The following is a 23556-nucleotide window of genomic DNA, read 5'->3' on the forward strand; positions in this document are numbered from 1 at the left end:
TTTTTACGAAGCTTATGATGCTACAACGCGATAAACAGTCTTTGGAAAGCTGTCTACCATACGCATCATCCATTCTTGTTTATTAAGAACAGTATTACAAATATAATAGTCTGTTAGCTCTGCAAATTGCTCAAACCCATATTTGGGTTCGCTTGCCATCTCTAGGATGATAAAATCATATTCTTTTTTAAATTCTTGTAATATATGAAAAATATCATTTGAAAAATCTTGTGCTGAAATAGCACTTGTTAACCCCTGAGGAAGAATATCAACCCCCGTATCATAATCACGGTAAATAACATCATGCAACTTGGCATTGCCCGTTAAAATATCACTCAGTCCGCGATGTGGGCCTATGACTTTCTCTATTTGTTGACCAGAAATATCGACCAACAAAATTGTTTTGTTCTCTTTTGTGAGATGAAGTGAAAGCTTTGCCGCTGTCCGTGCAGCTTCTGGTCCAATGATTGAAATAATGGTTGAAGCACGCCATTTCAAAACATCAGATAATCCCTCTATCGTAATAAAAGCTTCAAAATTTTTCATTTCTTGAGAGACTAAAATACTCTCATTCTTCTTAAGATCATTTTCTTTTGATCTCAAATCCTCTTCTGAGATTTGGTCTTTTTTCCTTTTAAAGCACGGATAGAATAACAATATTCCTAGCAAAAGAGTAAGGAAACTGACCAATGCACTCACAAGAATATTTTTTCCATAAAGAGCCATAAAAGAAATTGGTGCTAACGTTGTTGGCGTGACCACGTGGATATTTGTATTTTGTAAGAGAAGAGGATCATCACTCAATCTCCGATATGAATCAATAATTTTTTCTCTTCGTTGAGCAGACTTGCTCATCGCTTCATTTTGGGCATCGACTGCTACTTTTATTTTATTTTCAAACTCGTTAAATATTTCATTCAAAGATTGGGATTGATCTTTTACAAAAAAGTTCATTCTTTTTTTGAGCTGTTTTTCTAATTCCGTTGCAATAACCTCATCTGAATGAACTTGATAAACGATTTGTAAAATTTTATTTTTTAATTGATGAGAAACTGTCTCTAATTCTGCAGTCATCGCTTTAATTTGAGGATGTGTCCACCCTAATTGCACAGCCATATGTGCTCTTTGTGTTTCCAAGAGATCACGTTTAGATTCCAGAGCAGCAATTGCTGAATTGCCTGCAATAAACGATAAAGACAGTAAAGACTGCCCATTTTCACGCATCATGTTAATCGTTGAATTCAAACTTGTTAAATGAATACGCTTTAAAGTTGCTTGCGTTAATTGCATCGAAAGATCATGAAGCTCTGTTTGTTTTACACCACGCTGAATAAAAGAATCAATAGATTTACGAAATTCCTGCACGATATTAAGGATTGCAATATTATCATATTGTTTGTCTTCTAATTTATCATTTAACAAGAATTGTTTCTGTTTTATGATTGCTTGTGAAAATGCGGAAAACCAAGTTTCCAACCCACGTTGAGCTGCTTCAAGTGTCTCGGCTTCAAAAGTAAGATCGATAAAATCACCATGACGCGATAAACGGATATTTTCATGATTTTTTTTCTTATAAGAAGCACTTAAAGAAAAATTCGAATCATTGAAGAACATAGGCTGTGAAAACAAAAAGGCGATAACATTGTCTTTCTTTTTAATTGGTAATGGCTTTCCTACAGAATCAGATAATGAAAATGTTAAAGTTGCTTGGTAACCACGAGGCTGGACAAAATAATACAACCAAATCAAAGATACACATAGCATTTGTAATAGCAAAACAATCAAAATGCTTCGCCATACGGTACGTACGAATAGTCTTTTATTACATGTAAGACTCATCTTTATTTTAACCAGCAAAATACTTCTTCATATTGTTTTATTAAGAGAAAGTAGTAACTATCCTCTTAACTTGCTGTCATATTATTTTGAGATAATAAAAATATAAAATTTAAGAACAAATGTTCAAAAATAGCTTTAAAGAACTTAATTCATATTTTTTTTGAGGCTCTCTAGTTGTTTTTTTGCTTCAGAAGTAACAACCGCTCTAATGGTAATAGACCCATCATCATGCCCTTCTTGCACTATTTCCGCAGAGTTTTCATAAAACCAATCAATAAGCGACATTTCATGAGGTTGTAAAAGATATTCAATGCTTTGCACCTCTCCAAAAATTCGCTTTTCAATGGCTCTTAATAATTGATCGAGTCCATCCCCCTTAAGTGCTGATACCATGAGAGCAGGATTTAATCGCGTCTTTGCGCTTGTTTGTAAAACATTCAATGCTTGCTCATCTAACATATCAATCTTATTCCAAACTTCTATGATATGCTCCATATCATCAATATCGATATCAAGACTTGAAAGCACTTCTAAAACATCTTGGGCATGTGCTCGATGATCAAGATCTGACATATCTCTTATATGAAGAATGAGATCCGCTTCAACCACTTCTTCAAGGGTTGCTCTAAAAGCTGCAATCAAATTCGTTGGCAAGTTAGAAATAAACCCTACAGTATCAGACAAAAGAACAGTTTTTCCATGGGGAAGCACAACTTTGCGCAAAGTCGGGTCAAGCGTTGCAAATAACATATTCTTTGCTAAAACATCTGCACCGCTTAAACGGTTAAAGAGAGTTGACTTTCCTGTATTCGTATATCCTACCAGTGCCACAACAGGATAAGATGTTTTTTTCCTTTTTGCTCTATGAAGTGCACGTGTTTTAATAACCGTTTGCAATTCGCGGCGAATACGAATAATTTTCTCTTGTAAAAGACGCCTATCTGCTTCAATTTGCGTCTCACCAGGTCCACCTAGGAAGCCACGCCCCCCGCGTTGCCTTTCCAAGTGCGTCCAACTCCGCACAAGCCTCCCTTTTTGATAGGACAAACGCGCTAACTCTACTTGCAAAACTCCTTCTTTTGTTCGTGCACGATCCCCAAAAATTTCAAGAATCAAAGCCGTTCTATCGATAACTTTGCAATTCCATAATTTTTCTAAATTACGCTGCTGTACTGGCGTTAAAAAGTGATCTACAATCGCAAGCTCAATAGAATATTCATCTATATAACAGGTTAACGCATCTACTTTACCTTTTCCAAAGAGAGTCGCAGAGCGAGGCGTTGCAATATTAATCGTTTCATAATTAACAACTTCTAACCTTATAGCACGTGCTAACCCCAATGATTCTTTAACACGAGAAGATATAGAACACTCTCTCAAAGAGCTTTCACTTCTATTTTCTTGAAAAATCGGTATCAGAACAAGTGCGCGCACCTGTTCTGTATTCTGCGAAAATACCCCTCCTAATCTCTCATTTTCATTTATCATAGCAATCTAAGTACTTTTAAATGGGATAAGAGGTCTATCTTAAAATGATATGTTTACTCAGGACTTTCACCCTCAAACATCTGTACAGGCTGTCCAGGCATAATCGTAGAAATAGCATGCTTATAAACCAATTGCGCGTGTCCATCTCGGCGCAAAAGAACACAAAAATTATCAAATGAAGTTACAATACCCGTGAGTTTAACGCCATTGACAAGAAAAATTGTAAGGGAAATTTTTTGCTTACGCACCGTATTTAAAAACACATCTTGCAGGTGTTGTGATCGCTCTGCCATTATTCTTACACCTTTATCTAGATTGCATAAAAATATTCGTGCATGCATATCGACTGAAAAATATCCAATTGTCAACGTAGAAGCTTAAAAATTCAGCAACAAACAACTGAAATTAGAGAAAAAACGGCTCTTTAAGACAATAATAAAGTACAACTTACGAAAAGCTATATTAAATTAAAAATTTTTCCACGTTTACTTTTTTATGAGCTTACAATTCAAAGGCATACTTTTATACATCCTAAGCTATTACGGACTATATGTGATGATGAATCTGCTTCGTTTAGAATCAATAAAAGTAAGCGGACAACAACATTTATTAACGATTATCGATATTAAAGAAAGGCATTCGCACCTTACTGTATATATAACCGCTATTAAATTGTCCTTATTTCAAAGACTACCGGCTTATAAAGCTTTCTATAAACACAAGTTGTAAACAGTATTTTTGTTTTAGTTAGATTTAAATAATAAATTGTTTTTACTATATTTTATAACATTTTTAAACAGGGTACAAGAAACCGCGTTAACTTTATCTTGATAAGTTTTTAAAATTTTTCCCTAAGCATATTCCTTTCTAAATAATTAACAGCTAGTATGTAGAAATTATGTGGAAGAGAACGTATCCCTTTTCCGGCTGTAAGAGTACGAGGCGAGTATGGCACGCAGAACAAAATTGCAAACATTTGAAGTTGAAGTTGAAGAAGCCCTCACAAAAGCTATGAACTTTGATTTCGATGACACAGGATTTGAAACGATATCATCCAATAATTCTGAAAATGTTGTTAATGTCGATGATCTGATTCAAAAAATTGCAATGGCAGAAGAAGAATTTTTTGCTGAAAACGGTACGTCAACTTTTGTTTCTAATATTCATGATGAAGCTGTTATTGATAAATCCGTTGTTGAACAGCTTTTTGCTCCAAAACCTTCACCTGATATTTCAGGTGGAACTGTTCATAATACATTATTGCCTACAAAACTTCTTCCCGCAAATGATGATATAACAACCCCTGTAAATTTTGGACCATTCAAGCAGCGTTCTTCCTCTCGAGTCTACTGGTATACAACAGCGCTTAGTGCTTTATGGGCAACGGGAGGAGCTTTTATTGCGCACAAGCTCGCACCTACCGGACTCAGCTCCTTATCCAATATCAGCACTTTTGTTACCTCCCCAACAGGACTTGCTTTAGCAGCCGGAACAGCAATTCCTATCCTTATATCTTGGGGCGTTGCTCAATTAACAAAACGTTCAAACGACTTGCATAATATTGCGCTTCTTATGACCAATGCTGCACAGCGCCTTAGTGAACCACAACATCTATCTGAAAAACAAGCTATTGCTATAGGGCAAACCATTCGTGAAGAAGTAGCGGCAATGAACGAAGGTATTGAACGTACCCTCGGACGTGCTGTTGAACTTGAAGCAATCATACAAGGTGAAGTTCACAATCTAGAACAAGCCTATGCTGAGAATGAATCACGCATTCACACATTAATCAAAGAATTGAGTAACGAACGCATAGCCATTTTGAATCATGCAGATCGCGTACAATCAACAATTAAAGGAACCCAAGAACAACTGAGTGATGAATTTGGTTTGGTTACCTCTAACATTGTGACCAATGTTGAAAAGCTTGCACAAACCCTTTCTCAAACTTTACAAAAACAAGGCGAAGACCTTGTTGAAAAACTTTCCTATGCCGGTGATGGCGTAACAAATCAACTTGTTGAAAAATTTAACAAAACAACAACACAAATTCAGCAGAAAAACACGGAATTTTTTCATGAATTAGGAAAAAACTTCGATGGCTTTGCAAAACGATTTGATCATAATGAAAAACAAATAGAAAAAACTTTTAATGAAACAGCTGAAAAAGCAGAAGTACATGTTGCTAAAATTGCAACACATATACAAGCAGTAACAGATCAAACTTTGCACGCTGTTGATGAAAAGTTTAAAGCCTTGGATAAAGCTCTTATTGATCGTAATAATCAATCTCTACAGAATTTTGATGAGAAGATCTTAAAGCTCGACGACCAAGCACATAAACTCTCTTCTAAATTTGATAACGTAACCTCGCAAGCAATTGGAGCCTTTGAACAACGTTTAGCAACTGTTGATCTTTCTCTTAAAGAACATAGTGATTCCATCATTGATTCCTTTATAGAACGCAGTCAGGCTTTAGAGGATAATGCTGAAAAACTTGGTAACTTCTTGGAAGCTCATGTCTTGAAAATAAATGAGAACCTCCAAGAAAAAACAGCAGACATTACCCATGCATTTACAAATGGACGTGAAGCTATTCTTTCTGCAATTGATAAAAGTAAAGAAAGTCTGAGAGAAGAAATTCAATATGTCGACAATGCCATTGTTGATATCATACAAGAACGTTCACAAGATTTTAAAGTACAACTTTCTGATCAACGAGCTCTTATGGCAGACATGCTCGATAACGAGAAAAATAAAATTGCGGATACATTAAGAAATCAAATTGATGTTTTGTCCCAAAATACTTCTCATATTGAAAAAGTTTTGGCTGATAATGTTCAAGTCGTTGATAAACAAGCTGAAAATCATATTACAAACATCATTCAATGCACTGAAAAGTTACAAGATGTCATTGTACAAAGTTGTAATACAACCCAAGATGCTTTAGAAGCACAAGCGAGAAATATTGATATCCGTGCCGATGCTCTGCGCGATTCTTTAGCGATTAATAGTTTTTCTCTCAATGAAGTTCTTGCCGATCAAGCACGCACACTTGAACAACGCATGGAAACAATCCATAATCTCATTGCAAAAAGTGATATACGTGTCGATGTTGCATTGAAACAACAAATAGATTTAGTTGAGAGTGCAATTGTCGCCAATAATAAAAACATTACTGAAACGGTTCAAGATCATATCAAAAACCTTGAAAGCCATGCCGAAATTTTAAAGAATACTCTCTCTCAATCGAGTGGTGTTTTCTTTGAAACCCTTGAAACACGTATGGAATCATTCGATACAGATCTAGAAGATCGTGCACACAAAATTTTTGAACGGACAACAACGCTAGAGGAAACATTATCTGAAAAATTTAGCCAAATCTGTGAAGCCATTGATATGCAAACATCTGTTATTGAGGAACGTTCTGACACATTAAAAACGTCTCTCATGATTAGTAATGAGCAAAGTCAGATAATTCAACAAGCGCTGGAAAGCAGTGTTGACAATATGCGTGTAACCTTAGAAGACTCTGTTAATACAGTGACAGATAACCTGCATAATAAGATTATAAAAGCTTCTGATATTCTTTCTTCTACGAGTGAACAAATTCTTTCATCTGTTACAAATGTTACTGCACAAGCAGAAAATATTCTCTCAGAATCAGGCAATCGCATTGTATCAAATGTCAAAAAAACTGTTTATGATACCAGTGAAAAAGTTCTGTCAGTTCTGTCTGAACAAACAGCGCATACTGTCGAAGCTTTCGCAACAGCCAGCCATAATGCACAAGCATTATTGAATGAAACTATTCACACATCAACAACAGCAATAGAACAAGTTCTTAATGAACGCTGTGATGTTCTTCATCACTCTATGCAAAATCTTAAAAATAATTTAGGATATCAGCTCTCTGATGTAACGAGCCGTCTGGAAGATGCTGGAAATCAAACAACAACACAAATTTCACAACATGTTGGAAAAATAACAGAGCTTACAAATCACTTAAATCAAGCAGCGCAAAATACGACAGAATCAATTGATTCTTTAACACAGCATATCGGTGAACAACTCTCTCTTTCCACACAAGATGCTGAACAAAGAATTTATGCACATAATGAATCTTTAGTGAATAGCTTAACCAAAGCTAACTCTGAAACACTTCAAACAATAACGATTATGAAGGAAGAGCTTGTTAATAATGTTTCATCCATCTTAACACAGTTGAATCAATCAATTTACAATTTTCACGAAAATAGTAATGTTTTATTATCGGCTGTTCAAAATATTGATGGGCAGTTTAATGAGAGTACGAATAATTTTTTCCGCAACACGGACCAAGTAGCAGAGCGTTTGTCAGCTTCAAATCAAGCGCTCAATACTAATGTTGAAATTCTGCAAGGACTTTCAAAGAGTACCTTTGAACAAATTAATCATATAACGAGCAGTTTTGGTGAACATGCAAAGACACTTTCCCAAACTATTCATGTTCTTGAACAGTCTGAAAATTCACTTAGTGCAACACTTGAAGAAAAACATAATACGCTTTCTGTATTAAGCGATGCTCTTGTTTCAAAGTCTCATGAAATTAATCAAATGATTGGGCGTTATGAAAAAATCTTCAACTTAGCACTTGAACGCTCTGATAAGAATGCGCGTAACTCCACAAATTCATTCCAACAATCACTTAATAAGCTTGTTAGTGAAGCATCAACGCGTTTTTCAGAAGCAGCAGAAGATATACGTCGCTCCGCTGATGAAGTTCGTTTAGAGCTTTCAAAGATTAATAATGATATCAATGAAAATGTAAAAAAACTTCCAGAAAAAACAAAAGAAACAACGCAAACAATTCGCACAGCTTTGAATGAACAGATTACAGCGTTACAAGATTTAGTCAGTGTTATACAAAATGATCAAAAGAGCGCACAAAAACAGCTAATGTCAGCATTTCCTACATCATCAATGTTTAATCAAAAAAGTGACAGTTCCACTGAGTCTGTTAAAAAGATTGTGCCACCTAAGCCTATTTTGCAACAAGATCAAAGCAAAAAAAGACCAAATAAATGGGTATCAAATCTCTTAGAAAGAGCTTCACGTGAAGAAACATTTTATGATGCTCCCCCTAGTGATGATGTTTTAACATCAGTGCAAACAAAACCATCTCCTGCAAACTGCTCTCTTAATTCATTAGCTTCTGGTATAGTGCAAGCTATTAATCACAATGCCATTGTTGAGCTATGGGATCATTATCAACGTGGACAAAAAAACATCGTAACAGAACGCCTTTATACCTTAAATGGACAAAAAATATTTGAAATGATTAAGAAAAAATATATGAGCGATTTTGGGTTTAAACGTTCAGTGAATCAATATGTTACAGATTTCGAAAAGCTCTTACGTGATATATCGCGCAGTTCTGGCTCTTCCAACTCAGTTCGCAAGTACTTGATATCAGATACCGGAAAAGTTTATACTATGCTTGCTCATGCAAGTGGTCGAATCCAATAACAAATAAGAAAGTGGAAAAAGATATTTTTTCCACTTTCTGTCTCCAGTTGTTTTAATGGCTCATCATAGAATGCTTTTTTTCAACTGTAGCTTTGTACTTCAAAGGTTGGGATAATTGGGCATGCGGTTTCCTTTGATATCCTAAGCAATAACCCTAAAGAAGCGTAATGGCTTATCAAACAACGTATCATTCTAAGAATGATAAAGCATGTTTTCTATTTCCTTATCTTTTTCTTAACTCCTTTATTTTTCATAGTTTCATAAAGGTACAAAATCAGTAATAATTATTTTTATTAATTGTGAAAAAAATTCATGCTTTTGTATTAAAATAGCTCATAGAAACACTTCTATTTATTTTTTTTTAATGTTTTTTATCCACATATTACTCTCGTTTGAATTATGTAAGTAAATATTTTTTATTATATTAGATGAGTTTGAGCTAAAAGAATCTTATTGTATTCAAATTTCTCATTCAACATACGAGATGATTCATTATAAATTATAAAGTTTGCATTATTAAGAGTTCAATTGAATAATAAACAAAACAACTCCCATTTTTAAAGTTCCAATTTCCTTTTAAATAGCTGCAAAAATAATTTATAAATTGCAAATTGTTATTTAAAATTTCTTCTACCTCCCTATAGAAATTTAAATAAAGAAGATGAAGTTAATAGAAAACACTCTTCTTTTCTTTCCTTAAGTTGTAAGCATTGCAAAAAAAATAATGGCTTGGTAATGTAATTATTAGTAATATTTTATTCGTTTGTAGACTAATCAATTTTTACGCGTTTTATTAAGGAAAGAAAAAACTAATCGTGCTTCTATCAATGAAATTATTCATGCACACAAACAAAAAGAATCATCAAACTGGTTTTACGATCCAGAAGAGTTTTCTCATACTCATGCATTTTGATATTCAGAGAAATGAGGATCTATTAGTGGACAAAACCTTATCGTAGATGGAACATCTCATATACACATACGCTAACTTGGATATCATAAAAATGTCTAGAGAACGAAATAGTGATTTCAGTTCACCAAAAGCTGAACTTGACAGTGCCGCACTTTTTTATCACCAGTACCCTAAACCTGGAAAATTGGAAATACAAGCAACAAAACCTCTTGATAACCAACGTGATTTAGCTCTTGCTTATTCTCCAGGTGTTGCTGCACCATGTCTTGCAATTCATGAAGATCCTAATCTTGCTGCTCAATATACCTCCCGTTCTAATTTAGTCGCTGTTATATCCAATGGAACTGCTGTTCTTGGTTTAGGAAATATTGGCCCTCTTGCTTCAAAGCCAGTTATGGAAGGTAAAGCCGTTTTATTCAAAAAATTTGCGAATATTGATGTCTTTGATATTGAAATTGATGCATCCGATATAGAACAAATGGTACAAACGGTATCGACTTTAGAACCTACATTTGGTGGTATTAATCTTGAAGACATTAAGGCTCCTGAATGTTTTGACATCGAAGAAAAGCTTCGTGCTAAAATGAAAATTCCAGTTTTTCATGATGACCAACATGGAACTGCCATTATTGTTTCTGCGGCTGTATTAAATGCCTTAAATCTTTCAGGAAAAAAAATTGAAAATGCAAAAATAGTTACCTCAGGTGCAGGTGCTGCTGCCCTCGCTTGCCTTAATCTTTTGGTTCGTCTTGGGGCAAAAGTTGAAAATATTTGGCTTAGTGACTTAGAGGGAGTTGTTTATGAAGGTCGCAAGACCCTTATGGATCGTTGGAAAATCAATTACGCACAAAAAACGGACGCACGAACTTTATCTGATATTATTGATGATGCGGATATTTTTCTAGGCCTATCTGCAGGTGGTGTTTTAAAGCCTGAATATCTTAAAAGAATGGCTCAAAATCCACTCATTTTAGCACTGGCTAATCCAGTACCAGAAATTATGCCTGAAGAAGCACGCTCTATACGACCAGATGCAATGATCTGCACAGGACGCTCTGATTATCCCAATCAAGTTAATAATGTCCTTTGTTTTCCCTATATCTTCCGTGGTGCATTAGACGTAGGTGCTAGTGCAATTAATGAAGAAATGAAAATGGCCGCTGTTCATGCGATTGCTGCCCTTGCACGTGAAGAAACTTCAGATGTTGTAGCACGTGCATACTCAAAAGAACCACCCAATTTTGGACCAGACTATCTAATCCCCTCTCCTTTTGATCCGCGTTTAATACTGCGTATTGCCCCCGCTGTTGCTAAAGCAGCAATGACAACTGGTGTTGCCATTCGTCCCATTGAAGATATGGAGGCCTACTATGATATCCTCAATCGATTTGTCTTTCTTTCTGGTTTAACAATGAAACCTGTTTTTGCTGCAGCAAAAACAGCAAAACGTAAACGCGTCATCTATGCCAATGGTGAAGATGAACGCGTCCTTCGTGCGGCACAAGTTGTCATTGAAGAACAAACAGCAACGCCCCTCCTTATCGGCCGTCCACATGTCGTAGAAGCAAGATTAAAACGCTTTGGTTTAAGAATTCGTCCCGGTATAGATTTTGAATTAACAAACCCTGAAGATGATCCACGTTTTCGTGATTATGTTAATTTATTTTTTCATTATACAGGAAGGCGTGGTGTTACGCCTGAAATGGCAAAAACAGTAGTGAGAACATCAACAACGGCTATTGCTGCCCTTGCCGTTATGCGTGAAGAAGCAGATGCAATGATTTGCGGCTTAGAAGGACGCTTTGAACGTCAACTTGAATTGATTGAACAAATTATCGGTCTTGATCCTCATGTTCACCGTTTTTCTGCTATGAGTTTGCTTATCTCTCAACAACGTACTCTTTTCCTTACAGATACTTACGTCAATGAAAATCCTTCTGCAGAAGAAATCGCTGAAATGACTGTGTTGGCAGCTCAAGAAGTTGAAGCATTTGGAATAACACCAAAAGCAGCCTTATTATCACACTCAAACTTTGGTTCTAAAAACACAGAAAGTGCGCGTAAAATGCGACGTGCAACAGAAATTCTTGCCAAATTACACCCTGATTTAGAAGCAGATGGTGAAATGCATGCTGATGCTGCCCTTTCCAAAGTTTTTCGTGATCGTGTTTTTCCTAATTCTCGTCTTAAAAGTGAAGCTAATTTGCTTGTCTTTCCAACACTTGATTCAGCCAATATCACGCTCAACACTGTTAAAAGCCTCACAAATGCACTCCATGTTGGTCCTATTCTAATCGGGGCAGCACGTCCCGCCCATATCTTAACACCTTCAGTAACTTCCCGGGGAGTTGTTAATATAACAGCCCTTGCTGTCCTTGCTGCCAATAGAAAAAATAGTCTTGTAAAATAAATGCGTAATAAAATTTCAAAGTTTTTTAAATATTGAGATATAGTATTTCATGTACTGTAAACCTCTTTTCTCTATAGATAAAGACAGCTATATTCTGGATTAAGTCTTTTTTTTAAAGAGAAAAAAGGCTAGAAGAACAATATTAAATGTATTTTGAATTTACTAACTCTATAATAAGGAATCCGTACATTGCCTTCCACGTTTGATAAAGTTGCTGATATCATTGCAGAAATCAGTGAAATTGATCGCAATACAATTACACCTGAGAGTCATACAATTGACGATTTAGGAATCGACAGTCTTGATTTTCTTGATATTGTTTTCGCTATTGATAAAGCTTTTGGAATAAAAGTCCCTCTAGAACAATGGACACAAGAAGTCAACGAAGGTACCGTTGCAACAGAAGAATACTTTGTTCTTAAAAACCTTTGTGCAAAAATTGATGATCTCGTTGCCTTAAAACAGGCGGAGTAGTTTTTTCGCCATGCATGATCAATCTGTATTCATCACTGGTATAGGTCTCATAAGCTCTCTGGGGGAAGGAACTGATCAACATTGGAATCTCTTAAATGATCCAATCCGTACACCAAACCTAGATTATACAACTTTTTCACCTTACACGGTTCATAAATTGCCCGAAATTGATTGGAGTTTACAAATTCCTAAAAAAAGTGATCAACGGCAAATGGGAACATGGCAGCGTCTTGGTACCTATGCGGCTGGTCTTGCTCTTGATGATGCTGGCATGAAAAATAATGAACAACTCACTTCAACAATGGATATGATCGTAGCGGCAAGTGGGGGAGAACGTGATATTACTGTTGATACACAGATTCTTTCTAAAGCGCGCGCAGTTGCCGATCATGCTTCTATGTTAAATGTTGCTCTTTCAACTGAACTTCGTCCAACATTATTTTTGGCACAACTTTCAAACCTTTTGGCAGGAAACATTTCAATTGTTCATAAAGTCACTGGATCATCTCGTACATTTATGGGAGAAGAAGGCAGTGGTCTTTCTGCACTTCAAATTGCTGTAGCTCGTATTAAATCAGGTCAAAGTACCCATGCTCTTGTAGGAAGTTCCTATAATGCACAAAGTTATGATATGTTGTTGGCGCATGAGCTTGGTGGTCTTTTAACCCATAATGGATGGAGCCCAGTGTGGGGTCGTAAAGTTTACCCTGGCGGCGGTATTATAACCGGTTCTGGTGGTATTTTCTTCGTTCTTGAAAGTGGAGAACATGCGAAAAAACGTAACGCACGTGCTTATGCTGAAATTAGTCAAATTGTTACAGACCAAATAGATAGAACCAAAACTTCACTTAGAGATTCAATTGCAACAATGTTAAAAACTGCGGGCGCTAAATCTGCCTTAGCCATTTCAGCAGCCTCAGGAGCTCACGAAGCAACAAAAGCAGAACAAAATGCTCTTGATAATGCTGATCTATTTTACCGTGGCATTACAACATTATTTGGTTATATGCGGGAAGCACAATTTCCTCTAGCTCTAGCTCTTGCAGCACTTTCAATTGAAAAAAAACGCGGTTTTCCAGTGTTAAGTCCTCATGAAAAACCTTTTTCTAAAGAAGTACGTGAAATATTTGTTACAACGATTGGTATAAAAAGAGCTGAAGGTATTGTGCGTCTTACTGCTGTTTGAAGGGGAATTTCTATAGTGAAATATCATGATCATTTTGGGCGTCCACTTGTAGCAATAACTGGTGCAGGCATTGTCACATCACTGGGACAAGGGAAACATGAAAATTGGCAAAAATTAACAAGTGGTGTAAGTGGTATCCACAAAATAACACGTTTTCCCGTTGAGGGATTAAATACATATATTGCTGGAACAATTGATTTTCTTAAAGAAAGTACACTTGGTGCTTCAGCTCTCTCTGAGAAGCTTGCACATCTTTCTGCTGAAGAAGCTTTAGAACAAGCTGCTATTGATAAAAAAAATTTTAATGGACCACTCTTTCTAGCTGCTCCTCCTGTTGAACTTGAATGGAAAGCACGTTTTAGTCTTGATCAAGAGGAAGAATTCAATAATGAGCCTTCTTATGCACATCTTCTTAAAGTCTGTAAGGATAAACTCCATGAGACGCTTTTTGAATCCACACAATTTGGTGCAATTGCAGAAAAACTTCAAAAAACATTTGGCACAAAAGGACTTCCTGTTACACTTTCCACTGCCTGTGCATCTGGTGCAACAGCAATTCAATTAGGTGTTGAGTCTATTAGACGGAGAGAGACAAATAGAGCTCTCATAATTGCGACAGATGGATCAGTTTCAGCAGAATCTCTTATTCGTTTTTCGCTACTATCTGCTCTTTCAACTCAGAATGAGCCTCCAGAAAAAGCAGCAAAACCCTTTAGCCGTGATCGAGATGGTTTTGTTATGGCAGAAGGCTCAGGCGCTCTTGTTCTTGAATCTCTTCAAAGCGCATTAAACCGTAATGCTACAGTTTTAGGAATTTTAGCTGGCTGTGGAGAAACCGCCGATGACTTTCACCGTACACGTTCAAAACCCGATGCATCACCAGCAATTGAATCCGTTCGCAAAGCTTTAGACGATGCAAAAATAACCATCAATGAAATTGACTATATTAATGCCCACGGAACTTCAACACCTGAAAATGAGAAAATGGAATATCTTGCATTATCAACAGTATTCGGTGATCTTTTAGAGCATATTCCTGTCTCTTCTAATAAATCAATGATTGGGCATACATTAACTGCTGCTGGTGCAATAGAAGCGGTTTTTTCGCTTTTAACCATTCAATCGGGAATACTTCCACCGACAATAAATTATGATAATCCTGACCCTACTATCCCTTTAGATGTTGTTCCTCATCATAGCCGTAAGTCCTGTGTCAATGCGGTTTTGTCAAACTCATTTGGATTTGGTGGTCAAAATATGAGTCTTGTTATCACTGCATATAAAGGATAATCCTTTAATAATAAAATTTTATAACGCTAACCAATAATATATTTAAGGGGGATGATAATGCGTGCACTGAAACTCTTCGATGATCGTCGGCTTGAAATCACCAATATTTCCCCGCCATCTTCACCTAGTATAGGTGAAGTAACTGTGCGGATAAAAGCCGTTGCTCTTAATCATATTGATGTATGGGGATGGCGTGGCATGGCTTTTGCGAAAAGAAAAATGCCACTCATCATTGGTGCAGAAGCCTCTGGTGAGGTTATACAAATAGGAGATGGCGTTGAACATCTCCAACTTGGACAGATTGTCTCAATTTATGGTGCACAAACCTGCGGAGTATGCCAAGCTTGTCATGAAGGACGGGATAATCTTTGCAGTAATGTAAAGGGAGTCTATGGTTTTCACCTTGATGGATTTGCGTGTGAGCTTGTCAATTTGCCAGCACGTTTATTAGTTCCATCACCTCCCCAATGTGATGAATTGCAAGCAGCAGTTGCTCCAATTACTTTTGGTACCGTAGAACATATGCTTTTCGATAACGCAAAACTACAAGCAGGAGAAACAATCCTGGTACAGGCTGGTGGCTCAGGTATTGGTTCTGCAGCCATTCAACTTGCAAAACACATGGGCTGTACAGTTATCACAACTGTAGGTTCAGATGAAAAAATTGCAAAAGCGCACTCTCTTGGGGCAGATCATGTGATTAATTATCGTAAAGATCGTTTTGAAGGTGTAGTGCGTAAATTAACCCAAAAAAAAGGTGTTGATGTTGTTTTTGAGCATGTTGGTGTAGATACATGGAACGGTTCTCTGTTATGTATGAAAAAAGGAGCACGTTTAGTGACTTGCGGTTCTACCTCTGGTGTTTCAGCACCAATAAATCTCATGCAATTATTCCAGCAACAGCTTAAGATATTCGGTTCATTTGGCTGCCGTATGGAAAATATGAAAAATGCCATGCAAAAAATGGCACAAAAAGCCGTACACCCTGTCATTGATACAATTGTTGGGCTGGATGAAATTGATACAGCTTTAAAACGAATGGAGAGTCGTGATGTTTTTGGTAAAATTATCCTTAAAATCGATTAAATCATGATGAAGCTTTCTCTTAAAAATCTCATATATCGTATTAAAATTATAGCTAAAAAAATATCCTACTTGTTATGGGCATATCTGCTCTTTGGTTCTTTATTTATTCTAAAATGTTTTCCAGCCAAAATGGGAATTTCTTTTTTTGCTTGGTTAGCAAAAAAAATTGGTCCCCTTGTACATCGTCATCAAATCACACTTGCAAACCTTAGGAGTGCATATCCAGAAAAAACAGAGCAAGAACTCCGTGCGATTGCAATAGAAATGTGGGAAAATATAGGACGTTTCCTAGCCGAATATATTTTTCTTGATAAAATTTTTGATTTTGATCCTCATGCAGACGAGCCAGGTTTCATTGAGGTTAAAGGTATTGAAATATTTGAGCGATTAAAAAATGAAAAAAAACCACATATTTTTTTCACCGCACATACTGGAAATTTTGAACTTCTGCCTATTTGTGCACAAAGTTTTGATCTTAATGTTACGGTATTATTTAGACCACCCAATAATCCCTATGTTGCCAAACGAATCCTTAAAGCACGACAAACTTCTATGGGACACCTTGTTCCCTCCAAGGCCGGAGCAGCATGGGCATTAGCAGCCAAATTAGAAGAAGGTGAAAATGTTGGTATGCTCGTTGATCAAAAATTTCGCCGCGGTATTATGGGAACATTTTTTAACAGACCTCTTAAAACAAACCCCTTAATTATAAAACTTGCTCGACAATATGACTGTGATATTTATCCAGCACGTTGTATTCGTTTGCCTAGTGGACGTCATCGTTTAGAGTTATATGAACATGTAGAACTTCCACGTGATGAAAAAAATGATATCGATATAGCTGCTTCTACGCAAAAATTAAATGATATTGTTGAATCTTGGGTCCGTGAATATCCTGGACAATGGATGTGGTTACATAGGCGTTGGGACATCTAACATAAGCTCTATTGCTTACAAAGGAAGTGCAAAATGTTAGCCTCAAAAGATATCAAAGATCTCACAGCAATTATCACTGCATTACGAAACTCTGATAATGGTTGTATCTGGCATAAAAAACAAACTTTTGAATCCCTCATACCCTATATGCTCGAAGAAGTTTACGAAGTCATCGATGCCATTGAACGAAAGAATCGAAAGGATCTCTGTGAAGAACTTGGGGATCTTCTTTTACAAGTTGCCTATCATGCTACCATAGCACAAGAAGAAGGCAGCTTTACTTTTGAAGATGTTGTTTATGCAATCACGGAAAAAATGATTCGACGCCATCCTCATGTTTTTGGAAATGCCGAGCAAAAAAAACGAGGATTTATAAAAGAGGAGTGGGAATATATAAAAAAAAGAGAACAGGTTGAACAAAAAAGAATGTGCGAAGAAAAAAACAACAATTCCTCCATAAGCATACTCGCAACAGTAAAACAAATCCAGCCAGCAAACCAAGAGGCACTTGCTTTACAAGAAGCAGCAGCTAAAGTAGGTTTTGATTGGCAAAAAAGTGATAAAGTTTTTGAAAAAATAGAAGAAGAACTCGAAGAGCTCAAAGAAGCCATCAAAAATAAACAAAACTCAGAGATAGAAGCAGAGTTTGGAGATCTCTACTTTATACTCCTTAACCTCGCGCGCCACTTAGCGATTGATTCACAAAAAGCATTAAAAAAAACGAATATAAAATTTCGAAATCGTTTCGCCTATATTGAAGAAAAGCTATCCACTCAATCTAAAACACTCACTGACACATCCTTGAATGAAATGGAAGCACTTTGGAAGCAAGCTAAAAATGAACAATAAAAAATAGTAGATTTCTTCTACCTAAAAGAACAAGCCCCTCTAAAATTACTAAATTATAATTTAGCTCAGCTCAATTTGTTTTATATTGATCCTGCATAGCAGGACGAAGTTCCACCGATTCGCCACACCCGCATGCTGAAACTTGATTAGGATTTTTAAAGATAAAACCAGACCGCAGCGTTGTCACTTCATAATCCATCTGCGTCCCTAATAAAAATAATACCGCATCATGTGCTACAAAAACACGGGCACCATTCACTTCAACAACATCCGCATCTATCCCCTTTTCTTTGACAAGAGTAATTGTATACTCCATCCCTGCACAACCACCTTTTTTGATACCAACAAGAATACCCTGTGCATCTTTTGCATCCATAATCGCTTTAACACGATCCACTGCTGCTTGCGTCAAATTTATTACCGAAAAACGGCTCATAGTTTACTCTTTTCTTAGTTCAATAGACACTTTGAAAGTTTTTCCTCTATAATATTTTATCTGATATTTTAGAAAAAAAACAACAAAACATAAATTAAAGCATTCTGATCTTGTTTATTTGGATAAAAATACATACCCGTAAAATGAGATTTGTGATTATACAATCCAGAACTTACAATTTTTTATCCATATAAAATGAAAATACCTCGTCTATAAAACTCTAAAAAACGAAAACTTTTCAAAACCATATATTCACTCCTCTTCTTTTGAAAATCTTTATCTTTTTAGAAAAGTAACGATTAGGTAAGAAAAAAATATACCTTCAGCACTCATTTGCTCCAATTCATACCTTCTACACCAATCTTACCCCCCTCCTCACAATCTCAAAAGTAATTAAATGCATACATCTATTAACTATAGAGCTAAAAATTTAATGATCACAAAGAATTTTACAAATTCGTTATTTATCTTGAATTAACAACAAAATATTGATGTCCAAAATTTTTACTTTCAAAAGCTCTAAGTGCAAGAGCATTTTAGATTTTATTCTGTTTATTTTTTCTCTTGCCTTTAAAGAAACAGTCATTTAATCGTTTTACACGAACTCGGAGCGTAGCGCAGCTTGGTAGCGCACTTGACTGGGGGTCAAGGGGTCGTGGGTTCAAATCCCGCCGCTCCGACCATTTTAAAATGCTATAAATAAGCTTACTTAAAAAGTGAATCATTATGCATTTCAATTGCACACACATGAACTTTTTCTTCAACGTAGAATAATGTGCAATGATATTTTATCATAAATTCGAGATAAGCTTTTTTATTAAAATGCGCTTCGTTCTTAGGAAAACACATACGAAACGCGAGACCTTTTGCCTCGCGTTTTTTATTTTTCAGAAAAATTTATAATTATCCGATCTCATATTTTCTAAATTTTCTTTACACGATAACGTCGCTGTTATCATTTTTTGTAATGGATGGTGACATCTGTACGGTTATCTTTTTGGGTTTTAATTCAGCTGGCATTTCCCTTTTAAGCTGAATATGAAGAAGCCCATCTCCAAGTTCTGCCCCAATAACCTTAACATGATCAGCCAAATGAAAACGCCGTTCAAAAGCACGCGAAGCAATACCTCGATAAAGGAATTCTCGCTCTTCATCATCATTTTTAGACTTTCTGTCTCCCTTAACGATCAGCTGGTTACAATGCGTTTCAATATCAATTTCATCTTGAGAAAAACCAGCAACAGCCATAGAAATTCTATAAGAATCTTCAGTTAAACGCTCGATATTATAAGGGGGATAAGAAGAAACTTCGTCTGGTTGTGTTCTAGAATCAAACCAGTTAAAAAGATGATCAAAACCTACTGTGGAACGATAAAATGGTGAAAAATCTACTTGACGCATAATATTGCCCTCCTCTAGAGCGACTATAATTTATAACTAATTCACAAAGTTCCCACATGGCAAACTTACTTGTGAACCTGCGGCCCCATCATGGCAACCGCACTATATTATCTAGTAATCGTTTTTCTTTATTTCAACTCTTTGGGACCTAAATTGATAAAAACTATCTAAAAAGCAATATACCCCTTTTTAAATCCTTTTTCTTCATTACATAAATGTCAAAGCACTAAGCAGCAAATACACTGTAAAGGATTTCAATTGGAAACACCTCTTTATCCCATAGACTGGGGGGCCACTCCTCTTAATGTCCATCATGGTACTCTTAAAATAGCAATAGATCATGAAATTCGTTTTGCTATAACATATCCTGAGGTGGAAAAATCTAAGGGAACAATTGTTATTCTCAAAAGCTACGCAAATGCTTTAGAAAAATATTTTTTATTAATAAATGAAATTTCTAAACGCGGTTTTCATACAGCAATATTTGACTGGTTTGATCAAGAAAAAACATCCCTCAAGATAAGAAAACAAAACAGACATCATTATTTTGATATAAATAACGATATTAATGACTTATATAAATTTCTTAAAAATATTGTTTATCCTAATTGTCCGCCACCTTACTCTATGCTTGCCTACGGCATAGGTGGATTGATAGCACTTAGCGGATTAGATCTCATTAATCATCAGTTTAATAGATTGCTCTGTGTTTCTCCCCTTTTTGCTCCATTCGGCAATAAAACAAATGGTTTTCAACATAAATTAACACAATTTCTTTCTGATATAGGTCTTGGCTTTATACCAGCGAAAGATGGTAAAAAATTAAACAAAACAAAACAAAAAAATATACAATTGGGACACATACATAAAGTGCCGCTCTCTTCCATTAAGCCCCCAACATCCCAATGGATAGCATCAGTATTTAATGCGATTGATTCTGTGAAGAGAAATGTACTTCATGGAGATTTACGAATCCCAACACTCTTTATTCTTGCCAATCAAAATAATATTGCAAACAACATTGAAGTGCAGCAATTATGCCAACACACACGTCTGACAGAAAGTATTACTATTACAGGCGCTGAACTGGATACAATTATGGTTAACGAAGATTATAAAAAGCAATTTTGGGCTGCATTTGATGCATTTATTCCCGATAATGTATCTGTAAAATAACACTAAACCTTAATTTCCGCTCCGCCCTATCAAAAAAGAAATTTTCTACGAGCATTGGATCTACAAACACTTTTTAATATAATGGATTTTACTTTCCAACCACTCATATGATTCGTTTTCTAGCCTCTACAGACAAGCCATGACCTAAATATTCACCACGCATTCTAATAAAAAAACTAATATACAAAGTATATCATTACATTAAACAATATTATTTTATATCATAAAAAATAACTTAATAAAAAACTATTTATATAAATAAAAATAATAAATCTATCTTAATATAACATGATACATATTTATAAATAAAGCATCAAAATACTATTTTTGATCTGTTATTAAGTGATAATTTAATATTATATCTAGGAAAACAATATTTTTCATCTATTTAAGGAAAAAAACTGGAAATAAAGCGCATTTATAATATTTATTACAAATCTCTATAAAAACAAATAACTATAAAATTTCTATTTCTTAGGAGAACTTTTTAAAAACAATAAATTAACATAATATTCTTTTAATTTCTCGATATAGGAAGTCCCTACAATAACGGTTTTCATAAGTTTTTTAATGGAATTCTGATAATAATCAGTAACTTTAAAAGAAAAGATAGTAATGAATCATCTTAGTAGTTTTAGAGAACCCCTTCTTTTTTCAAAATCACATATATTTCGAATTTAACCAACTCACAACGAATATGCTGTATTTTGAATCAGAATGTAAGAATTAACCATTTTGCCATTCATTTCAATTATGAGCATTTTACCATCTTTTTTATAAATACTCTATATTGTATAATTGATGCGGCAAAACTCTGACAAATGGAGCCATTGGAATATAATCATGAAACGAATCCTGCTCGCAGAAGATGATAACGATATGCGTCGCTTTCTCGTAAAAGCCCTAGAACGTGCAGGCTACGAAGTCGCCGATTTCGATAATGGTATTAGCGCATATGAACGTTTACAAGAAGAGCCATTTTCCCTTCTCCTGACTGATATTGTGATGCCAGAGATGGATGGAATCGAACTCGCACGACGTGCTACTGAGATTGACCCTGATTTACGAGTAATGTTCATTACGGGTTTTGCAGCGGTAGCACTCAATTCAAATAGTGATGCCCCTCCTGATGCAAAGGTTCTCTCTAAGCCATTTCACTTACGTGAACTCGTCAATGAGGTTGAAAAGATCCTTATCGCTGCTTAAAAAGTATTTTTTAAAGTTATTTGCATCTGTTGAAAGAGAAAATAAAATTAGGCATTGACGTTTGGCATTCTATATGGTGTATGCAACATCAATGAATGGGCGTGTAGCTCAGCGGGAGAGCACTACGTTGACATCGTAGGGGTCACAGGTTCAATCCCTGTCACGCCCACCATTGCATTTTATATCAACAATAATTTATTGATTTTACATATGTTTTTTTAAGTGAGGGATACCTTAATAAAGTTAAGGGAATAGGATTTTTAACATTTCTCTATAAAGCACGCTTCGCACAATGTTTCTAATGTTTCTTTGAAGTCTGCTAACGCTTCTTGATGTAAGCCATCTAAAAGTCTCATAAACGCAACAACAGTTTCACGTTGCAACGGAGTAGAAGGCTTTATGATGATGCTTTTTCGACAAGAATAGGCTTCTTTTTTTAAGAGAGAAGCCTTCTCTTTATCTAAACCATAAAGCTCTATTATCTTTTCCTCCAGTCCTACAGGAACAGATTTTTTGCCAATTTCTACAGCAGATAAAAATGATACAGATATGTCTAATTTCTTAGCCATATCTAAGAGGCGTTCGGAGTGATCAATGCGAAGTTTCCGTAAAATTTTACCAAAAGATGTAACCATATAAAAAGTCCTATTAGAGAAGAAATATTTCTTCTGATTCTAACAAATCTTTTTATGATTTTCTTCAATTATTACGAATCAAGAGTTCTTTTCGGGGTGGTTTTTTAGCAAAACCAGAGGTCCAAAGGGTCGCTATTCTAAGATAGCTAACTTTTTGTTAACCATCTTTTAAGATGTGAGAAGCTATTCTCTATGGCGTCCACGCAACGGGAAAAATCTATTACAAACATAAAGAGAATGAAGGCAATCAATTTCATGATGCGTGACATCATCTTTAAGCCTTGATAGGTCTCTATCATCTCGTGAAGGAGCTGTTGTTCTGTTTCTGTAAGACCTTTATCTTTGCTGCTTCGTTTCTTGACCATCTTTCCAACCACATAAATGGGCTCCCTGCTTGTTATGCTTCAAAATATCTCTTGCAAGGTTGGAACTGATGACCTCAACATCCTGATTATCCAAATAAATGGGCAACCAGCCACCACAAGAAACAGACCTATTTGCCGCGCACCCAACGAGAAAGTTCAGAGCGCACACCAGCATCACTTTTTCGATTAACTTCATTTTCTACCTCAAGACGGGTTGTTGCTGTCTTTAAAGCATTCTCTGTTTGCTTTTGCCGTTCGCTTTGCTTGCCAAGCTGAAACGCCTTGGCTAAAGCCATAAAAAAAACGGCTAAAGCCGCTGTAAACATAAGAGAATATTTCTTTAGCCAAAAAATCATAA

Annotated in this window: 18 protein-coding genes and 2 tRNA genes; 12 read left to right on the forward strand and 8 right to left on the reverse strand. The window is 35.8% G+C overall.

What is annotated here, in order from left to right:
• Positions 1–12: 12 nt before the first annotated feature.
• From ACFIL3_RS05475 to hfq, 3 genes are all read right to left on the reverse strand, one after another.
• Complete coding sequence (locus tag ACFIL3_RS05475; protein ID WP_375638201.1) at positions 13–1839, reverse strand: hypothetical protein; 1827 nt, start codon at positions 1837–1839, stop codon at positions 13–15.
• Positions 1840–1983: 144 nt separating this feature from the next.
• Complete coding sequence (gene hflX, locus ACFIL3_RS05480; RefSeq protein ID WP_375681907.1) at positions 1984–3327, reverse strand: GTPase HflX; 1344 nt, start codon at positions 3325–3327, stop codon at positions 1984–1986.
• 53 nt (positions 3328–3380) lie between these two features.
• On the reverse strand, positions 3381–3620 hold the full coding sequence (gene hfq / locus ACFIL3_RS05485; protein ID WP_005773461.1) for an RNA chaperone Hfq: 240 nt from the start codon (positions 3618–3620) through the stop codon (positions 3381–3383).
• Between the two features lie 655 nt (positions 3621–4275).
• Between hfq and ACFIL3_RS05490 the strand changes: the two genes are divergently transcribed.
• The 8 genes from ACFIL3_RS05490 (at position 4276) to mazG (ending at position 17979) form a co-directional block, all read left to right on the forward strand.
• Positions 4276–8835, forward strand: a complete 4560-nt coding sequence (locus ACFIL3_RS05490) for a hypothetical protein (protein WP_375681908.1) — start codon at positions 4276–4278, stop codon at positions 8833–8835.
• Positions 8836–9839: 1004 nt separating this feature from the next.
• A complete protein-coding gene (locus ACFIL3_RS05495) occupies positions 9840–12158 on the forward strand; it encodes an NADP-dependent malic enzyme (RefSeq protein ID WP_375611563.1) in 2319 nt (772 codons plus the stop codon).
• 189 nt (positions 12159–12347) lie between these two features.
• On the forward strand, positions 12348–12632 hold the full coding sequence (locus ACFIL3_RS05500) for an acyl carrier protein (protein ID WP_005773457.1): 285 nt from the start codon (positions 12348–12350) through the stop codon (positions 12630–12632).
• A gap of 10 nt (positions 12633–12642) precedes the next feature.
• Complete coding sequence (locus tag ACFIL3_RS05505; RefSeq protein ID WP_375681909.1) at positions 12643–13818, forward strand: beta-ketoacyl-ACP synthase; 1176 nt, start codon at positions 12643–12645, stop codon at positions 13816–13818.
• Between the two features lie 15 nt (positions 13819–13833).
• Positions 13834–15108, forward strand: coding sequence for a beta-ketoacyl-ACP synthase (locus tag ACFIL3_RS05510; RefSeq protein ID WP_375613071.1), 1275 nt, complete (start codon positions 13834–13836; stop codon positions 15106–15108).
• 57 nt (positions 15109–15165) lie between these two features.
• A complete protein-coding gene (locus ACFIL3_RS05515) occupies positions 15166–16194 on the forward strand; it encodes a zinc-binding dehydrogenase (protein ID WP_375633158.1) in 1029 nt (342 codons plus the stop codon).
• Positions 16195–16200: 6 nt separating this feature from the next.
• Positions 16201–17130 carry a lipid A biosynthesis lauroyl acyltransferase gene (locus ACFIL3_RS05520; protein ID WP_273791402.1) on the forward strand — a complete coding sequence of 310 codons (930 nt, stop codon included), beginning with the start codon at positions 16201–16203 and terminating at the stop codon, positions 17128–17130.
• Positions 17131–17163: 33 nt separating this feature from the next.
• A complete protein-coding gene (gene mazG / locus ACFIL3_RS05525) occupies positions 17164–17979 on the forward strand; it encodes a nucleoside triphosphate pyrophosphohydrolase (protein WP_375681910.1) in 816 nt (271 codons plus the stop codon).
• 70 nt (positions 17980–18049) lie between these two features.
• On the opposite strand, the gene ACFIL3_RS05530 is transcribed toward mazG, so the two are convergent.
• Positions 18050–18415 (reverse strand): iron-sulfur cluster assembly accessory protein, encoded by a 366-nt coding sequence (locus ACFIL3_RS05530; RefSeq protein WP_375681227.1) that lies wholly within the window; start codon positions 18413–18415, stop codon positions 18050–18052.
• Positions 18416–19021: 606 nt separating this feature from the next.
• Between ACFIL3_RS05530 and ACFIL3_RS05535 the strand changes: the two genes are divergently transcribed.
• Positions 19022–19098 (forward strand) — tRNA-Pro (locus ACFIL3_RS05535).
• 250 nt (positions 19099–19348) lie between these two features.
• On the opposite strand, the gene ACFIL3_RS05540 is transcribed toward ACFIL3_RS05535, so the two are convergent.
• Entirely contained in the window at positions 19349–19816 is a 468-nt protein-coding gene (locus ACFIL3_RS05540) for an Hsp20 family protein (protein ID WP_375613075.1), read from the reverse strand.
• Between the two features lie 258 nt (positions 19817–20074).
• Here ACFIL3_RS05540 and ACFIL3_RS05545 point away from each other — a divergent pair, with 258 nt between their 5' ends.
• The 3 genes from ACFIL3_RS05545 (at position 20075) to ACFIL3_RS05555 (ending at position 22370) form a co-directional block, all read left to right on the forward strand.
• Positions 20075–20992 carry an alpha/beta hydrolase gene (locus ACFIL3_RS05545; RefSeq protein ID WP_375629406.1) on the forward strand — a complete coding sequence of 306 codons (918 nt, stop codon included), beginning with the start codon at positions 20075–20077 and terminating at the stop codon, positions 20990–20992.
• 843 nt (positions 20993–21835) lie between these two features.
• Positions 21836–22198, forward strand: a complete 363-nt coding sequence (cpdR, locus tag ACFIL3_RS05550; RefSeq protein WP_005773448.1) for a cell cycle two-component system response regulator CpdR — start codon at positions 21836–21838, stop codon at positions 22196–22198.
• A 97-nt stretch (positions 22199–22295) separates the two neighbouring features.
• Positions 22296–22370: transfer RNA gene (locus tag ACFIL3_RS05555), tRNA-Val, on the forward strand.
• Between the two features lie 88 nt (positions 22371–22458).
• Here ACFIL3_RS05555 and ACFIL3_RS05560 read toward each other — a convergent pair.
• From ACFIL3_RS05560 to ACFIL3_RS05570, 3 genes are all read right to left on the reverse strand, one after another.
• Entirely contained in the window at positions 22459–22833 is a 375-nt protein-coding gene (locus ACFIL3_RS05560) for a helix-turn-helix domain-containing protein (RefSeq protein ID WP_375681911.1), read from the reverse strand.
• A 146-nt stretch (positions 22834–22979) separates the two neighbouring features.
• On the reverse strand, positions 22980–23210 hold the full coding sequence (locus ACFIL3_RS05565; RefSeq protein WP_375674992.1) for a hypothetical protein: 231 nt from the start codon (positions 23208–23210) through the stop codon (positions 22980–22982).
• Between the two features lie 116 nt (positions 23211–23326).
• Complete coding sequence (locus tag ACFIL3_RS05570) at positions 23327–23554, reverse strand: hypothetical protein (protein ID WP_375611041.1); 228 nt, start codon at positions 23552–23554, stop codon at positions 23327–23329.
• Positions 23555–23556 lie beyond the last annotated feature (2 nt).

The organism is Bartonella sp. CE47NXGY, assembly GCF_042195415.1.
Lineage (GTDB): Bacteria > Pseudomonadota > Alphaproteobacteria > Rhizobiales > Rhizobiaceae > Bartonella.

What these genes read in the sequence shown, in the direction of transcription:
- ACFIL3_RS05475 (WP_375638201.1), bottom strand. Translation starts at nt 1,839, where the DNA reads ATGAGTCTTACATGTAATAAAAGACTATTCGTACGTACCGTATGGCGA.
- hflX (WP_375681907.1), bottom strand. Translation starts at nt 3,327, where the DNA reads ATGATAAATGAAAATGAGAGATTAGGAGGGGTATTTTCGCAGAATACA.
- hfq (WP_005773461.1), bottom strand. Translation starts at nt 3,620, where the DNA reads ATGGCAGAGCGATCACAACACCTGCAAGATGTGTTTTTAAATACGGTG.
- ACFIL3_RS05490 (WP_375681908.1), top strand. Translation starts at nt 4,276, where the DNA reads ATGGCACGCAGAACAAAATTGCAAACATTTGAAGTTGAAGTTGAAGAA.
- ACFIL3_RS05495 (WP_375611563.1), top strand. Translation starts at nt 9,840, where the DNA reads ATGTCTAGAGAACGAAATAGTGATTTCAGTTCACCAAAAGCTGAACTT.
- ACFIL3_RS05505 (WP_375681909.1), top strand. Translation starts at nt 12,643, where the DNA reads ATGCATGATCAATCTGTATTCATCACTGGTATAGGTCTCATAAGCTCT.
- ACFIL3_RS05515 (WP_375633158.1), top strand. Translation starts at nt 15,166, where the DNA reads ATGCGTGCACTGAAACTCTTCGATGATCGTCGGCTTGAAATCACCAAT.
- ACFIL3_RS05520 (WP_273791402.1), top strand. Translation starts at nt 16,201, where the DNA reads ATGAAGCTTTCTCTTAAAAATCTCATATATCGTATTAAAATTATAGCT.
- mazG (WP_375681910.1), top strand. Translation starts at nt 17,164, where the DNA reads ATGTTAGCCTCAAAAGATATCAAAGATCTCACAGCAATTATCACTGCA.
- ACFIL3_RS05530 (WP_375681227.1), bottom strand. Translation starts at nt 18,415, where the DNA reads ATGAGCCGTTTTTCGGTAATAAATTTGACGCAAGCAGCAGTGGATCGT.
- ACFIL3_RS05540 (WP_375613075.1), bottom strand. Translation starts at nt 19,816, where the DNA reads ATGCGTCAAGTAGATTTTTCACCATTTTATCGTTCCACAGTAGGTTTT.
- cpdR (WP_005773448.1), top strand. Translation starts at nt 21,836, where the DNA reads ATGAAACGAATCCTGCTCGCAGAAGATGATAACGATATGCGTCGCTTT.
- ACFIL3_RS05560 (WP_375681911.1), bottom strand. Translation starts at nt 22,833, where the DNA reads ATGGTTACATCTTTTGGTAAAATTTTACGGAAACTTCGCATTGATCAC.
- ACFIL3_RS05570 (WP_375611041.1), bottom strand. Translation starts at nt 23,554, where the DNA reads ATGATTTTTTGGCTAAAGAAATATTCTCTTATGTTTACAGCGGCTTTA.